General features: G+C 64.8%; 20 protein-coding genes. 2 read left to right on the top strand and 18 right to left on the bottom strand.

Annotation, left to right across the window (positions count from 1 at the left end):
* The first annotated feature begins 5 nt into the window (after positions 1-5).
* Both JX001_RS08830 and JX001_RS08825 read left to right on the top strand, forming a co-directional pair.
* The gene (locus tag JX001_RS08830; RefSeq protein WP_205680773.1) at positions 6-917 is read left to right on the top strand and encodes an ABC transporter ATP-binding protein; all 912 of its coding nucleotides are present in this window, start codon (positions 6-8) and stop codon (positions 915-917) included.
* Positions 907-1,764, top strand: a complete 858-nt coding sequence (locus JX001_RS08825) for an ABC transporter permease subunit (RefSeq protein ID WP_205680772.1) — start codon at positions 907-909, stop codon at positions 1,762-1,764. The genes JX001_RS08830 and JX001_RS08825 overlap by 11 nt, the downstream gene beginning before the upstream one ends.
* Here JX001_RS08825 and JX001_RS08820 read toward each other — a convergent pair.
* The 18 genes from JX001_RS08820 to rplX all read right to left on the bottom strand — a co-directional run bounded on the left by JX001_RS08820 (position 1,736) and on the right by rplX (position 12,850).
* Complete coding sequence (locus tag JX001_RS08820; RefSeq protein WP_205680771.1) at positions 1,736-2,653, bottom strand: LysR substrate-binding domain-containing protein; 918 nt, start codon at positions 2,651-2,653, stop codon at positions 1,736-1,738. The genes JX001_RS08825 and JX001_RS08820 overlap by 29 nt on opposite strands.
* A gap of 189 nt (positions 2,654-2,842) precedes the next feature.
* Positions 2,843-3,301, bottom strand: coding sequence for a GNAT family N-acetyltransferase (locus JX001_RS08815; protein WP_205680770.1), 459 nt, complete (start codon positions 3,299-3,301; stop codon positions 2,843-2,845).
* A gap of 89 nt (positions 3,302-3,390) precedes the next feature.
* Positions 3,391-3,810 carry a 50S ribosomal protein L17 gene (rplQ, locus tag JX001_RS08810; protein WP_055804627.1) on the bottom strand — a complete coding sequence of 140 codons (420 nt, stop codon included), beginning with the start codon at positions 3,808-3,810 and terminating at the stop codon, positions 3,391-3,393.
* A gap of 104 nt (positions 3,811-3,914) precedes the next feature.
* Positions 3,915-4,934: a DNA-directed RNA polymerase subunit alpha gene (locus tag JX001_RS08805; protein WP_017506040.1), complete on the bottom strand. Its 1,020-nt coding sequence runs from the start codon at positions 4,932-4,934 to the stop codon at positions 3,915-3,917.
* 93 nt (positions 4,935-5,027) lie between these two features.
* Positions 5,028-5,417, bottom strand: coding sequence for a 30S ribosomal protein S11 (rpsK, locus tag JX001_RS08800; RefSeq protein ID WP_013268944.1), 390 nt, complete (start codon positions 5,415-5,417; stop codon positions 5,028-5,030).
* A gap of 9 nt (positions 5,418-5,426) precedes the next feature.
* Positions 5,427-5,795 (bottom strand): 30S ribosomal protein S13, encoded by a 369-nt coding sequence (gene rpsM / locus JX001_RS08795; protein WP_026108555.1) that lies wholly within the window; start codon positions 5,793-5,795, stop codon positions 5,427-5,429.
* A 138-nt stretch (positions 5,796-5,933) separates the two neighbouring features.
* Positions 5,934-6,665, bottom strand: coding sequence for an energy transducer TonB (locus JX001_RS08790; RefSeq protein ID WP_205680769.1), 732 nt, complete (start codon positions 6,663-6,665; stop codon positions 5,934-5,936).
* A 27-nt stretch (positions 6,666-6,692) separates the two neighbouring features.
* Positions 6,693-7,253 carry an adenylate kinase gene (locus tag JX001_RS08785; RefSeq protein WP_055804620.1) on the bottom strand — a complete coding sequence of 187 codons (561 nt, stop codon included), beginning with the start codon at positions 7,251-7,253 and terminating at the stop codon, positions 6,693-6,695.
* A gap of 37 nt (positions 7,254-7,290) precedes the next feature.
* The gene (gene secY / locus JX001_RS08780) at positions 7,291-8,670 is read right to left on the bottom strand and encodes a preprotein translocase subunit SecY (RefSeq protein ID WP_017506043.1); all 1,380 of its coding nucleotides are present in this window, start codon (positions 8,668-8,670) and stop codon (positions 7,291-7,293) included.
* Positions 8,671-8,798: 128 nt separating this feature from the next.
* Positions 8,799-9,392, bottom strand: a complete 594-nt coding sequence (rplO, locus tag JX001_RS08775) for a 50S ribosomal protein L15 (protein WP_017506044.1) — start codon at positions 9,390-9,392, stop codon at positions 8,799-8,801.
* Positions 9,393-9,534: 142 nt separating this feature from the next.
* Entirely contained in the window at positions 9,535-9,723 is a 189-nt protein-coding gene (gene rpmD, locus JX001_RS08770) for a 50S ribosomal protein L30 (protein WP_055753396.1), read from the bottom strand.
* A gap of 3 nt (positions 9,724-9,726) precedes the next feature.
* The gene (gene rpsE / locus JX001_RS08765; protein WP_055753395.1) at positions 9,727-10,335 is read right to left on the bottom strand and encodes a 30S ribosomal protein S5; all 609 of its coding nucleotides are present in this window, start codon (positions 10,333-10,335) and stop codon (positions 9,727-9,729) included.
* Positions 10,336-10,347: 12 nt separating this feature from the next.
* Positions 10,348-10,704, bottom strand: a complete 357-nt coding sequence (gene rplR, locus JX001_RS08760; protein ID WP_008259637.1) for a 50S ribosomal protein L18 — start codon at positions 10,702-10,704, stop codon at positions 10,348-10,350.
* A 3-nt stretch (positions 10,705-10,707) separates the two neighbouring features.
* Positions 10,708-11,241 (bottom strand): 50S ribosomal protein L6, encoded by a 534-nt coding sequence (rplF, locus tag JX001_RS08755; RefSeq protein ID WP_055753394.1) that lies wholly within the window; start codon positions 11,239-11,241, stop codon positions 10,708-10,710.
* A gap of 1 nt (position 11,242) precedes the next feature.
* On the bottom strand, positions 11,243-11,641 hold the full coding sequence (gene rpsH / locus JX001_RS08750) for a 30S ribosomal protein S8 (protein ID WP_008262310.1): 399 nt from the start codon (positions 11,639-11,641) through the stop codon (positions 11,243-11,245).
* Positions 11,642-11,656: 15 nt separating this feature from the next.
* A complete protein-coding gene (rpsN, locus tag JX001_RS08745) occupies positions 11,657-11,962 on the bottom strand; it encodes a 30S ribosomal protein S14 (protein WP_055753393.1) in 306 nt (101 codons plus the stop codon).
* A 19-nt stretch (positions 11,963-11,981) separates the two neighbouring features.
* On the bottom strand, positions 11,982-12,542 hold the full coding sequence (gene rplE, locus JX001_RS08740) for a 50S ribosomal protein L5 (RefSeq protein ID WP_017506049.1): 561 nt from the start codon (positions 12,540-12,542) through the stop codon (positions 11,982-11,984).
* Entirely contained in the window at positions 12,542-12,850 is a 309-nt protein-coding gene (gene rplX, locus JX001_RS08735) for a 50S ribosomal protein L24 (protein ID WP_039248554.1), read from the bottom strand. The genes rplE and rplX overlap by 1 nt, the downstream gene beginning before the upstream one ends.

Below are 12,850 nucleotides of genomic sequence, written 5' to 3'. Positions count from 1 at the left end.
GGCGTATGGAAACCGTCATCGACATTCGCGGCCTGACCAAGACCTATGGGACGGTAAAGGCCTTGGACGGCCTGACGTTGTCGATCCCGCGCGGCGGGGTCTACGGCATTCTGGGTCCCAATGGTGCGGGCAAATCGACGCTGTTTCGCACCCTGTTGGGTCTGATTCGTCCGACCGAGGGCGAGGCCACGGTGATGGGCGGTCGGATCGGCGATCCGGCCTCGATGCGGCGCATGGGCTCGATGATCGAGACCCCGCGCTTCCCTCCTTTCATGACCGCCCGCCAGGTGCTGGAATGGCTGGCCCGCGCCCATGGCGGCGTGTCCTCGGCCGAGATCGCTGACTGGCTGCAACGCGTCGGCCTGACCGAGGCGGCCAATCGCCGGGTGAAGGGTTTTTCGGTCGGCATGCTGCAACGCCTGGGGGTCGCCGCCGCCCTGATGACCAAGCCGGATCTGGTCATTCTGGATGAACCGACCAGCGGCATGGATCCGCCCGGCATCCAAGAGATGCGCGCCCTGATCCGCAGCCTGGCCGACCACGACGGCGTGACCGTCATCCTGGCCAGCCACCAGCTTCAGGAGGTCCAGCGCGTCTGCGACCGCGTCGCCATCTTCAACAAGGGCAAGGTGATCACCGAGGGCCGCGTCTCCGACCTGACCGCCTCGGGCGAGCGTCTGCGCCTGTCGGTCACGCCGCTGGCGAAGGCCATGTCCGTGCTGGGCGAGCGCGCGACGCTGGAGGGCGATGCACTTGTGGCCGCCGTGTCGCGTAGCGAAGCCGCCGCCGCCATCAAGGCTCTGGTCGAGGGCGGAGTCGATATCGAAGAAGCCCGCTGGATCGGCGCGGACCTGGAAGACGTCTTCATGAGCGAAACCGGCTGGACCGGCGTGCAGGAGCAAAACCGTGCTGGCTGACGCGATCCGTTCCGAAACCTACCGCCTGTCCAAGAACCGCACCGCCCTGTTCTGGAGCGTGCTGTTCATCCCCATCATGGGCGTAATCCTCGCCACCCTGGGCTTCGTCGTCGCCAAAGCCAATGAGGCGAAACTGGCGGGCAAGCTGCCGCCGGACATGATGAAGGGCGGCCCGCTCGATCTGGGAATGGCCATGGTCAAGAGCGCGGGCGACTTCGCCAATCCGGCCATCCTGATGTTCGTCCTGATCGGCGCGGCGACCATCTACGCGGGCGACTATCGCTGGGAGACCTGGCGGCTGATCAGCGCGCGCAACGCCCGACCGAATCTGCTGACCGGCAAGGTCGCGGTCGTGGGTCTGGTGATCGTACTGGCGACCATCGCCGCCCTGATCTCCGACGTGATCGCCAGTGTGATGCAGGCGGCGGTATTCGGCCGCCCCCTCACCTTCTCGATGAACGGCGCAGCGGCGACGGACTTCGGCCTTCTGACCCTGACGTCCTGGGCGCGCATCCTGCAGTTCACCATGCTCGGCCTTCTGGCCGCCGTGGTGACGCGCTCGTTGCTGGCGGCCCTGTTTGCGCCGCTGGTGATCGGCGTGGCCCAGTTCTTCCTGCCCCAACTGCTGCTGCCGATGGGCGTGACGCCGGACGGCTGGCTTCTGCCGCTGCTGTCGCCGGGCATGGCCACCGACCTGCTGAAGGCCGCCATCGAGGGCGGCGCATCGGCGGCGCAACTGCCCGATCATGCCGTGCTGAAGGGGGTCCTCAGCCTGGCCCTCTGGATCGGCGTCCCCTTCGCCGCCGCCGTCGCCTGGTTCAACCGCCAGGATTTGTCGAAGGAATAGGCGGAGACGGACTGCGCGCGCCTTCCGCAACGAGCCAGTCGCGGAAGGCGTCCACCGCCGCGTCCTTGCGGCCTTCCGGCCGCAGAAAGACGAACCGGGATGGTCGCTCCACGAAACCGAACGGCGCGGCCAACCGGCCGGCCATCACGTCCGGCGCCACGAAAGCCCAGGGCGCAATTCCCACGCCCAATCCAGCAATCGCAGCCTCCACCAGCGAATGATTGTGCGCGAATTCTCGCTCCATCGCCGCCGCCGGCAGGGTCACGCCAGCCAGTTCAGCCCAGACCGACCAGGCCCTACGGAAGGTCGCCGAATGCAGCCGCGGCGCGCCAGTCAAGGCGTCTATCGTCGGCAGCTGGGCCATCATGGATGGCGATCCGACAGGTCCCTGATGTTGAGCCAGGAAGGGTGTCGCTTCGGTTCGCGCATGGACCTGATCCGGCTCCACGATACGGATTGCGCCGTCGAAACGATCGCGCCGATAATCGACCGGCGCATAGGATTCCGACAGCCTAACGCGCACATCAGGATGCGCCTCCAGAAAGGACGGCAAGCGTGGGATGAGCCATTTAAGGGCGAAGGTGCCCAGACAGGAAATCTCGATCTCCCGCACCGCGCCCTGCCTCGCGGCCTCGACCGCATCCGTGATCGCGCTAAACGCTGGCGTCAGGCCCTCGGCCAGCTTTGCCCCAGCCTCCGTCAACGTAAGCGCATGGCGTGGCCCGGTCACCAGAGCCACGCCCAGTGAAGCCTGCAGCGCCGCGATCTGACGGCTGACCGCCCCGTGGGTGACACACAACTCGGCTGCTGCGCGGGTCATGCTGCCGTGCCGAGCGAAGATTTCGAAGGTTCGCAGCGCATTCAGCGGCGGCGGCGCGCGACCCGACATGTGACCTCCCCTCACAGACCGTCACCCGCTTAATCGATTTCGCAGTCGTCGCCTATCGGCTTCAAGCTTGGCGATGCCGCATCCGAACCCACCGCCCAAACCGCCCCGCCGCTCGCTTCAGGATCAGATCGCCTACGGCCTGTGCATTTTCCTCATATGGGGCATGGCGATCGCTGCGTTCTGGGACGGCTAAAGCCACTTCTCCATGAAGACATCAGCGCGCGCATAGGGCGTGGGCCGTGGCGGCAGATGCAGGAAGCCGGCGCTGTCATACAAGGCGATCGCGGGCTTCAGGGCGCTGTTGGTTTCCAGATAGAGCCGGGCAGCGCCTGCTTCCCGCGCCGCCGCTTCGCAGGCGTCCAGCAGGCGTCGCGCCAGACCCAGGCCGCGCGCGGCGGGCGTGACGGTCATCTTGCATATCTCTACCGCGTCGCCGGTCGGGACCATGGCGCAGCAGCCCACGGCCTGCCCATTGCTCTGCGCGATAAAGATGCGCCCGCCCTTGTCAAGGAAGACGCCCTGCGGATCATTGATCGCGACCCGATCCTTGGCCTCGATGGCGAACTCGCCCTCGATCAGCCAAGCGGTGTTCATTTGCGCCCAGGCGGAGGCGTGATCGGGACGGAAATCGACGATGGCGACGGTCATTCACCCCTCATGTCCGGTTTCCACGCAAAGCAAAAGGGCGGTCGGATCGCTCCGACCGCCCTTCCGGCGTTTGGTCAAACGACCAAATCTTAGTCTTCGTCGTTGCCTTCGAAGGCCAGGACCGGACCGGAGTCCTTGCCCTTGGCTTCGACGTCGCGATCGACGAACTCGATGACGGCCATCGGGGCGTTGTCGCCGTGGCGGAAGCCGGCCTTCATGATGCGGATATAGCCGCCGTTACGCTCGCTGTAGCGCGGGCCAAGCGTTTCGAACAGCTTGCCGACTTGCGGCACGTCCCGAACCTGGCTGATGGCCTGACGACGCGCGTGCAGGTCGCCCTTCTTAGCGAGGGTGACCAGCTTCTCGACGAAGGGACGCAGTTCCTTCGCCTTGGGCAGGGTCGTGGTGATCTGCTCGTGCTTGATCAGCGAGGCGGCCATGTTGGCGAACATGGCGGTGCGGTGGCTGCTCGTGCGACCGAGTTTACGATGGGCGGCGCCGTGGCGCATCTGGGTCTCTCCTACTCCGGAACCGGTATCCTCAATCGGACCTGGAACCGTAATCTTCTAACCGCCCCGACATTCTCCCGAAGGAGACGGGCGGAGGGTTGAACTTAGATCTGGTCGTCGAACTTCTTGGCCAGATCTTCGATGTTTTCGGGCGGCCAGTTCGGCACGTCCATGCCGAGGCTGAGGCCCATCGTCGTGAGAACTTCCTTGATCTCGTTCAACGACTTGCGGCCAAAGTTCGGGGTGCGAAGCATTTCGCCCTCGGTCTTCTGGATCAGGTCGCCGATGTAGACGATGTTGTCGTTCTTCAGGCAGTTGGCCGAACGAACCGACAGTTCCAGCTCGTCCACCTTCTTCAGCAGCGCCGGGTTGAAGGGCAGGTCGGGCTTGCCGTCCGACTGCTCGACAGCCTTCTTGGGCTCTTCGAAGGTGATGAAGATCTGGAGCTGGTCCTGCAGGATGCGCGCGGCATAGGCCACGGCGTCAACCGGCGTGACCGCACCGTTGGTTTCGACTTCCAGCAGCAGCTTGTCATAGTCCAGCGACTGACCCTGACGGGTCGGCTCGACGCGGTAAGCCACCTTCTTGACCGGCGAATACAGGGCGTCGACGGCGATCAGGCCGATCGGCGCATCTTCCGGACGGTTCAGCTCGGCGGCGACGTAGCCCTTGCCGTTCTGGACGGTCAGTTCCATGCGCACCGATGCGCCATCGTCCAGCGTGCAGATGACGTGGTCGGGGTTCAGAACCTCGATGTCCGCCGGCACGTCGATCTGGCCGGCCGTCACCGGACCGGGGCCCGTGGCGCGCAGGGTCATGCGCTTGGGGCCTTCGGCATGCATACGCAGCGCCAGTTGCTTGATGTTCAGGACGATGTCGACCACGTCTTCGCGCACGCCTTCCAGCGACGAGAATTCATGAACGACGCCGTCGATCTGGATGGCCGTGACGGCTGCGCCTTGCAGCGAGGACAGCAGAACGCGACGGAGCGCGTTGCCGAGCGTCACGCCGAAGCCACGCTCGAGGGGTTCGGCCACCAGGCGCGCCTTGCGCTGGGCGTCGGAACCGATCTCGATCTGCGGCTTCTCGGGACGGATCAGCTCTTGCCAGTTTCTTTCGATCATTTTGTCCCTCGAACGGGTTTCGCCTGCTCCGGCCTTGTCGACGAGGCCATGATGGAGCGGACGGAGATTGGGGGTGCCTTGGAACGCTATCGCTTAGACGCGACGACGCTTGGGCGGACGGCAACCATTGTGCGGCATCGGCGTGACGTCGCGGATCGTCGTGATCGTCAGACCGACCGACTGCAGCGCGCGCAGGGCCGATTCACGGCCGGATCCCGGTCCCGAGACGTTCACTTCCAGCGTCTTCACGCCGTGTTCCTGGGCCTTCTTGCCAGCGTCTTCCGCAGCCATCTGAGCGGCGTAAGGGGTCGACTTACGCGAACCCTTGAAGCCCATGTGACCCGCCGAAGACCACGAGATCGCGTTGCCCTGGGCATCGGTGATCGTGATCATGGTGTTGTTGAACGAAGCATTCACGTGGGCGACGCCCGAGGTGATGTTCTTGCGCTCGCGCTTCTTTACGCGACCCGGTTCCTTGGCCATGTGTCTGTCTTACTTCTTCTTGCCGGCGATCGGCTTGGCGGGACCCTTGCGGGTGCGGGCGTTCGTGTGGGTGCGCTGACCGCGGACCGGCAGGCCCTTGCGGTGACGCAGGCCGCGATAGCAGGCCAGATCCATCAGACGCTTGATGTTCATCGACGTCTCGCGGCGCAGGTCGCCCTCGACGGTGTGATCCTTGTCGATCGTTTCACGGATCGACAGGACTTCGGCGTCCGTCAGCTGGTTCACCCGGCGAGCGGGCTCGATGCCCACCTTCTCGGTGATGTCCTTGGCAGCGGCGGGGCCGATGCCATGGATATACTGAAGCGCGATCTCTACGCGCTTGTTGGTCGGGATGTTGACGCCAGCAATACGGGCCACGAAATTCTCCAGATACGCGTTAGTCAGACGCAACAAACGCTCCGGTTAACAAACCAGGAGCGTGGCGCCCTTCGCGGGAAGGCGCCCTTATACAGATGATTCACCGGGCGTCAACATCCGCTCCCGCGCGGCGCCGCTTCAGCGTGGCGGGCGGCCGAAATCGACCCCGACCGTGACCCGCTGCCCCTCGACGGGGCGACCGTCTTCGGTCGGCGGTTGAAAGCGGAAATAGCCGGACACCTGCAAGCCGGCCGCGCCGAAACCCAAGCCGGGGGGCGTCTCTTGAACGACGCGGCAACCGTCCAGCCGGCTGTCCAAGCGAATGACGCAGGACAGTTCGACCCGGCCGTAACGGCTGCGGGCGCCCGGCGGGTGGTTGGCGCGGATCTGGCCGATGGTGGGACCGGTGACCAGACGCGGTCCGGTCGAGCCGCTGCCCGGGCCGGATCCAGAGCCGACGCCGGATCCGTTGCCTGTCCCCTGCCCGCCCTGGCCGAAGCCGGGTTGCGGCGATGGCGCCGGCGCGACCCCGACGACGGGCGCGGGCGCCGGCGCCTTGACGGGAGGCGCGGGAACTTCGCGGGGGCGTTCCTTGGGCGGAGGCGGCGGCGTGTGAATGACGGATGGCGCAGCGGGCGCGCCGCCGCCGGTTTCGGGCGCCGGGGGTTCGTTGGACATCGGCGGCGGCGGATCGTAGAGCACGACCTCGAACGGCGGCGGCTCGACTACAGGCGTCGGCGCCGGCCCCCTCACCTGTCCTAGCCACAGGAACAGGCCAATTTCCGCGACAGCGACGGCGACGAATATGCCCGCCATGCGCCAGCGACGCAGGCGGATCTTTTCAGGTTTGGGGTCGTCTAGGTCAGTCATCAGGCGATCAACGCCCAAAAACGCAAATCAGGCCAGGGCCTCGTCGATCGCCTTGGCGACGGACTCGATCGAGCCCATGCCGTCGGCTTCGGTCAGCTTGCCTTGGGCTTCGTAGTAGGGAAGCAGCGGCGCGGTGTTGCGGTTGTAGGCCTCGAGCCGGACCTTGAACGATTCCGGATTATCGTCCGGACGACCCTGTTCCGCGAAGCGCTTGGCGATCCGTTCGGTCAGGGCGGCGTCGTCAACTTTCAGCCGGACGACGGCGTCGATTTGAACACCGCGTTTGGCCAGCATCTCGTCCAGCGCCTCGGCCTGCGCCACGGTGCGGGGGAAGCCGTCGAAGATGGCGCCGCCGGCGGCCTCGGCCTCCGGCAGGCGATCCTCGATCAGGGCGATGACGATCTCGTCGGTGACCAGATCGCCGCGCGCCAGCACGTCCTTGACCTTTAGGCCCAGCTCCGAGCCCGAGGCGATGGCCGCGCGCAGCATGTCGCCGGTGGAGAGCTGGACCATGCCCTTCTCTTCCACCAGCCGCTTGGCCTGGGTGCCCTTGCCCGCCGCCGGCGGTCCGAACAGGATCAAGTTCATGCTTCGGCCCTCCCCTGGGCGTCTGACAACCTAAGACTTAGCGGCGAACGGGCGTGGGAGCGCCGCGACCGCCACGACCACGCAGCTTGGCCTTCTTGATCAAGCCTTCGTACTGGTGCGCCAGCAGTTGGGACTGGATCTGGGCCACAGTGTCCATGGTGACCGACACAACGATCAAGATAGACGTTCCGCCAAAATACAGGCTGTTGCCGAACTGGCTGACGATGAACTCGGGCAGCAGGCAGACCGCGGTGATGTAGGCGGCGCCGATCACAGTCAGGCGGGTCAGGACATAGTCCAGATATTCCGCCGTCCGCTTGCCCGGACGGATGCCCGGAAGGAAGCCGCCGTATTTGCGCAGGTTCTCGGCCGTGTCCTCGGGATTGAAGGTGATCGAGGTGTAGAAGAAGCAGAAGAAGACGATCAGAGCGGCATACAGCGCCATGAACAGCGGCTGGCCGTGCGTCAGCTGCGCCGTCACCAGCGGCAGCCAGCTCATCCAGCTGGGCAGGTCGGCGTTGGCCGTCATGGTCGCCACCGTCGTCGGCAGCATCAGCAGCGACGAGGCGAAGATCGGCGGGATCACGCCGGCGGTGTTGACCTTCAGCGGCAGGAACGAACGCTCGCCGCCGGCCATGCGGTTGCCTTCCTGGCGCTTCGGATACTGGATCAGAAGACGGCGCTGGGCGCGCTCCATGAAGACGATGAAGACCACGGTGGCCACAGCCAGAATGGCGATGAACAGGAGGGCGAAGGCCGACATCTGGCCTTGCTGGGCCAGCCCCAGCAGGCGGGCGATGGTGGACGGCAGGACCGCCACGATACCGGCGAAGATGATCAGCGAGATGCCGTTGCCGACGCCGCGCGCCGTCACCTGCTCACCCAGCCACATCAGGAACATGGTGCCGCCGGTCAGGGTCACGACCGTCGAAATTATGAAGAAGATGCCGGGGTTGTCGACCAGGCCGGCGGTGCTGTTCAGACCTGCCGCGATGCCGAAGGACTGCGCCAGCGCCAGGAACACCGTCAGATAACGGGTATACTGGTTCAGCTGCTTGCGGCCGCTTTCTCCGCCTTCCTTCTTCAGCTTCTCCCAGGGCGGATACACCGTGCCCATCAGCTGCACGATGATCGAGGCCGAGATGTAGGGCATCACGTTCAGCGCGAAGATGGCCATACGCTCGACCGCGCCGCCCGAGAACATGTTGAACATGTCCAGGATGCCGCGCTGACCGTCCGGGTTCTGGAAGAACTGCAGGAAGGCCTGCGAGTTGATGCCCGGGATCGGCACATAGGTGCCGATGCGATAGACCAGAAGCGCGCCCAGCGTGAACAGCAGGCGTTTATGCAGCTCGGTCGCTTTCGCGAACGAGCCCATATTCATATTGGCGGCGAGTTGTTCTGCGGCCGAAGCCATTATGCGTCCCCACGACTGATTGAGTCGTCAGATAGGCGGAAAGCGGCCCTCATGCGAGGGCCGCTTCCGTTCTTTCGTCGTCGCAGATGTAATCAGGTCACGACCTAATCGCCGCGACGACGCGTGACTTAGGCTTTGGCGGCGGTGCGCTTGGTGCGGGCCGAGATCTTGTTCTCGTCGCCGCGCGGCGCCTTGGCGGCCGGAGCCTTGCCCTTGGCGGCGTTGCGCTTCTCGACGCGCGCGGCGGCCTTGGCTTCGGCTTCGATGCGTTGCTCGACGACCGAGCCGCCAGCGGCCTCGATGGCCTTCTTGGCGCCGGCAGTGGCCGACCAGACGACCAGGTTCAGCGCTTGCTTCAGTTCGCCGGTGCCCAGCAGACGCACGCCGTCCTTAACGCGACGGATCACGCCGGCGGCGACCAGGGCGTCGCCCTTCAGTTCGGACTTGGCGTCCAGCTTGCCGGCGTCGACGGCGTCCTGCAGGCGCCACAGGTTCACTTCAGCCAACTTCAGAGCATTGGCGTTGTTGAAGCCGCGCTTGGGCATACGCATGTACAGCGGCATTTGGCCGCCTTCGAAGCCGCCGATGGCGACGCCCGAACGCGACTTCTGACCCTTGACGCCACGACCAGCGGTCTTGCCCTTGCCCGAACCGGGGCCACGGCCGACGCGCATGCGCTTCTTGTGGGCGCCTTCGTTGTCGCGGATTTCGTTCAGTTTCATGTGCCTGATCCTTTCGGGTGCTAACGCCCGGACATCGTCCAGACTCGGCTTGGAAAAAATGAAGGGCCGCTGATAGGCGACCCTCTGTGTATTCGCAAGTGCAGAAACGCCCTCTCCCGGGTTCGGGAGAGGGCGAAACGGCTTACTTTTCGACGATCTCGGTCAGGTGGGCGACCTTGGCGATCATCCCGCGAACCGAAGGCGTGTCTTCCAGAGTGGATTCACGACCCAGGCGGTTCAGACCCAGGCCCACCAGGGTGGCGCGCTGGTCGTTCTTGCGGCGGATCGGCGAACCGGTCTGCTTGACGGTGAGGGTTTTCTTTTCAGCCATGACTTAGGACTCCACGGCTTCGGGCGCCGAGGCGCCGTCGTTGCGGCGGCCCATCAGATCCGCGACCTTCTTGCCGCGCTTGGACGCGACCTGACGGGGCGAGGACTGGACCTTCAGCGCTTCGAACGTCGCGCGGATCATGTTGTAGGGGTTCGACGAACCGGTCGACTTGCCCACAACGTCCTGGACGCCGAGGGTTTCGAGCACGGCGCGCATCGGACCGCCCGCGATGACGCCGGTCCCGGGAGGGGCGGCGCGCATCATGATCTTGCCAGCGCCCCAACGGCCGTTGCCGTCGTGGTGCAGGGTGCGGTTCTCGCGCAGCGGAACGCGGATCATCGTCTTCTTGGCTTCTTCAGTCGCCTTGCGAATGGCTTCCGGCACTTCGCGCGCCTTGCCGTGACCGAAGCCGACGCGACCCTTGCCGTCGCCGACGACCATCAGCGCTGCGAAGCTGAAGCGACGGCCGCCTTTGACGGTGGCGGCGACGCGGTTGATGTGCACCAGCTTCTCGACGATGTCGGAATCCGGACCATCAGCAGCGGGACCGTTGCGGTTGTCACGACGGTTGCGATCGTTGCCGCCGCCGCCGCGTTGGGGTTGTTGCGCCATCTGTCGCGTCCCTTAGAAGTTCAGGCCGGCTTCACGCGCGGCTTCCGCCAGCGCCTTCACCCGTCCATGATAGATGTACTCGCCACGGTCGAAGACGACGTCCTTGACGCCCTTCTCGATGGCGCGTTCGGCGATCAGCTTGCCAATCGCGGCGGCCGCAGCCGTGTCCGAACCGCGCTTGCCCTTGCCGCCTTCCAGCGACGAGGCAGCCACGACGGTCACGCCCTGGGCGTCGTCGATGATCTGGGCCGAGATGTTCTTGTCCGAACGGTAGACCGACAGACGCAGACGACCGTTGGCGACAGCCTTCAGGCGGCGACGCGTGCGCTCCGAGCGACGCTTGGCTTGTTGTCGAAGAGAAAGAGCCATGACTTACTTCTTCTTGCCTTCCTTGCGACGGACCTTCTCGCCCGCGTAACGGACGCCCTTGCCCTTGTAGGGCTCCGGCGGACGCAGCTTGCGGATGACCGAGGCGATCTGACCGACGGCTTGCTTGTCAGCGCCCGAGATCTTGATCTCGGTCTGCTTCGGCACAGCGAAGCTGACGCCGGCCGGCGGAGCGATATCGACTTCGTGCGAGAAGCCGAGTTGCAGCGAAAGGGCGTCGCCCTTCATCGCGGCGCGGTAACCCACGCCGACCAGCTCCAGCGACTTTTCGAAGCCCGTGGTGACGCCGACGACCATGTTGTCGACCAGGGTGCGCGACAGACCCCACATCGCGCGAGCGCGAGGCGTGTCCGAACGCGGCGTCAGCGACAGTTCGTCGCCTTCCTGCTTGACTTCGATCTCGTCGGCGACGGTCCAGGCGCTCTCGCCCTTGGGTCCCTTGACGGTGACGTTCTGGCCGTCGAGCGTGACAGTCACGCCCTTCGGCACGGCGATGGTTTTCTTGCCAATACGGGACATATCAGTAGACCCTGCAGAGGACTTCGCCGCCGACGTTAGCGTCGCGGGCGGAAGCGTCGGACATGACGCCCTTCGAAGTCGAGAGGATCGAGATGCCGAGGCCGTTCTTGACGGGCTTCAGATCGCCGATCGCCGAATAGACGCGGCGGCCCGGCTTGGACACGCGCGCGATCTCGGCGATGACGGGCTGACCGTCGAAGTACTTCAGCTCGATCTCGAACTGCGGAAACTCACCCGGGTTCTGAACCAGGTTGTAGCCGCGGATATAGCCTTCGTCCTGCAGCACGTCGAGGACGCGCTGGCGCAGACGGGAAGCCGGGGTCAGCACCTTGGAACGCTTGCGGGTCGCCGCGTTCTTGATGCGAGCGATCATGTCGCTCAGGGGATCGTTGATCATCATGTCTGTTCGCTCCCCTTACCAGCTGGACTTCGTCAGGCCGGGAATCTGGCCCAGGTTGCCCAGTTCACGCAGCGCAATCCGGCTCATCTTGAGCTTGCGGTAGAACGCCCGCGGACGACCCGTCACTTCGCAGCGGTTGCGAATGCGGCTCGGCGCGGAGTTGCGCGGCAGTTCGGCCAGCTTCAGGCGCGCGTCGAAGCGCTCCTCCAGCGGCAGGTTTTCGTCGTTGGCGGTCGCCTTGAGGGCGGCCCGCTTCGCGGCATACTTCGCAACCAGGGCCTTGACGGCTTCATTGCGGTTTACGGCGCTTTTCTTAGCCATTGTGCTCTTCCCTTCCCGCTCAGTTCTTCACGAACGGGAACTTGAACTCGGTGAGGAGAGCCTTGGCTTCCTCATCGGTCTTGGCCGTGGTGCAGACGACAATGTCCATGCCCCACATCTGATCGATCTGGTCGTAGTTGATCTCCGGGAACACGATGTGCTCCTTCAGACCGGTGGCGTAGTTGCCGCGACCATCGAAGGACGTGCCCTTCAGACCACGGAAATCCTTCACGCGCGGCAGCGCGATCGTGATGAACCGGTCCAGGAACTCGTACATCTGGTCGCCACGCAGGGTGACCTTGCCGCCGATGACCATGCCTTCGCGCAGCTTGAAGCCGGCGATGGAGTTACGGGCCTTGGTGGCGACGGCCTTCTGACCGGCGATGGCGGTCAGATCCTTGAGGGCGGTGTTCGCCTTCTTGGAGTCTGCGACGGCTTCGCCGATACCCATGTTCAGGACGATCTTGTCCAGCTTGGGCACCTGCATTTCGTTCGTGTAGCCGAACTTTTCTTTCATCACCTGGCGGATGCGAGCGTGATACTCGTCCTTGAGGCGCGGGGTGTACTTTTCGGTAGCCATCAGATGACGTCTCCCGTCGTCTTGGCGATGCGGACCTTCTTGTCCCCATCGATCTTGAAGCCGACGCGGGTCGCCTTGCCGTTGGCGTCGGCGATCGCGACGTTCGACAGGTGAAGCGAGGCTTCCTTGTTCTTGATGCCGCCCTGCGGGTCAGCCTGGCTCGGGCGCGTGTGGCGCTGAACCATGTTGACGCCTTCGACAAGGACGCGGTTTTCGGTGGGCAGGACCTTCAGCACGTTGCCCGTGCGGCCCTTGTCCTTGCCGGTGAGGACGACGACGCGGTCGCCCTTCTTGATCTTGGCGGCCAT

The sequence above is a fragment of the Brevundimonas fontaquae genome (genome assembly GCF_017086445.1).
GTDB classification, from domain to species: Bacteria; Pseudomonadota; Alphaproteobacteria; order Caulobacterales; family Caulobacteraceae; genus Brevundimonas; species Brevundimonas fontaquae.
This window is presented reverse-complemented; position numbering and strand designations above follow the sequence as displayed.

What these genes read in the sequence shown, in the direction of transcription:
- rpsK (WP_013268944.1), bottom strand. Translation starts at nt 5,417, where the DNA reads ATGGCCAAGGAACCGGGTCGCGTAAAGAAGCGCGAGCGCAAGAACATC.
- rpsE (WP_055753395.1), bottom strand. Translation starts at nt 10,335, where the DNA reads ATGGCGCAACAACCCCAACGCGGCGGCGGCGGCAACGATCGCAACCGT.
- rplE (WP_017506049.1), bottom strand. Translation starts at nt 12,542, where the DNA reads ATGGCTACCGAAAAGTACACCCCGCGCCTCAAGGACGAGTATCACGCT.
- JX001_RS08820 (WP_205680771.1), bottom strand. Translation starts at nt 2,653, where the DNA reads ATGTCGGGTCGCGCGCCGCCGCCGCTGAATGCGCTGCGAACCTTCGAA.
- rplQ (WP_055804627.1), bottom strand. Translation starts at nt 3,810, where the DNA reads ATGCGCCACGGCGCCGCCCATCGTAAACTCGGTCGCACGAGCAGCCAC.
- rplO (WP_017506044.1), bottom strand. Translation starts at nt 9,392, where the DNA reads ATGAAACTGAACGAAATCCGCGACAACGAAGGCGCCCACAAGAAGCGC.
- JX001_RS08815 (WP_205680770.1), bottom strand. Translation starts at nt 3,301, where the DNA reads ATGACCGTCGCCATCGTCGATTTCCGTCCCGATCACGCCTCCGCCTGG.
- rpmD (WP_055753396.1), bottom strand. Translation starts at nt 9,723, where the DNA reads ATGGCTGAAAAGAAAACCCTCACCGTCAAGCAGACCGGTTCGCCGATC.
- JX001_RS08785 (WP_055804620.1), bottom strand. Translation starts at nt 7,253, where the DNA reads ATGAACTTGATCCTGTTCGGACCGCCGGCGGCGGGCAAGGGCACCCAG.
- rpsN (WP_055753393.1), bottom strand. Translation starts at nt 11,962, where the DNA reads ATGGCTAAGAAAAGCGCCGTAAACCGCAATGAAGCCGTCAAGGCCCTG.
- rplR (WP_008259637.1), bottom strand. Translation starts at nt 10,704, where the DNA reads ATGGCTCTTTCTCTTCGACAACAAGCCAAGCGTCGCTCGGAGCGCACG.
- secY (WP_017506043.1), bottom strand. Translation starts at nt 8,670, where the DNA reads ATGGCTTCGGCCGCAGAACAACTCGCCGCCAATATGAATATGGGCTCG.
- rpsH (WP_008262310.1), bottom strand. Translation starts at nt 11,641, where the DNA reads ATGATGATCAACGATCCCCTGAGCGACATGATCGCTCGCATCAAGAAC.
- rplF (WP_055753394.1), bottom strand. Translation starts at nt 11,241, where the DNA reads ATGTCCCGTATTGGCAAGAAAACCATCGCCGTGCCGAAGGGCGTGACT.
- JX001_RS08790 (WP_205680769.1), bottom strand. Translation starts at nt 6,665, where the DNA reads ATGACTGACCTAGACGACCCCAAACCTGAAAAGATCCGCCTGCGTCGC.
- JX001_RS08805 (WP_017506040.1), bottom strand. Translation starts at nt 4,934, where the DNA reads ATGATCGAAAGAAACTGGCAAGAGCTGATCCGTCCCGAGAAGCCGCAG.
- JX001_RS08830 (WP_205680773.1), top strand. Translation starts at nt 6, where the DNA reads ATGGAAACCGTCATCGACATTCGCGGCCTGACCAAGACCTATGGGACG.
- rplX (WP_039248554.1), bottom strand. Translation starts at nt 12,850, where the DNA reads ATGGCCGCCAAGATCAAGAAGGGCGACCGCGTCGTCGTCCTCACCGGC.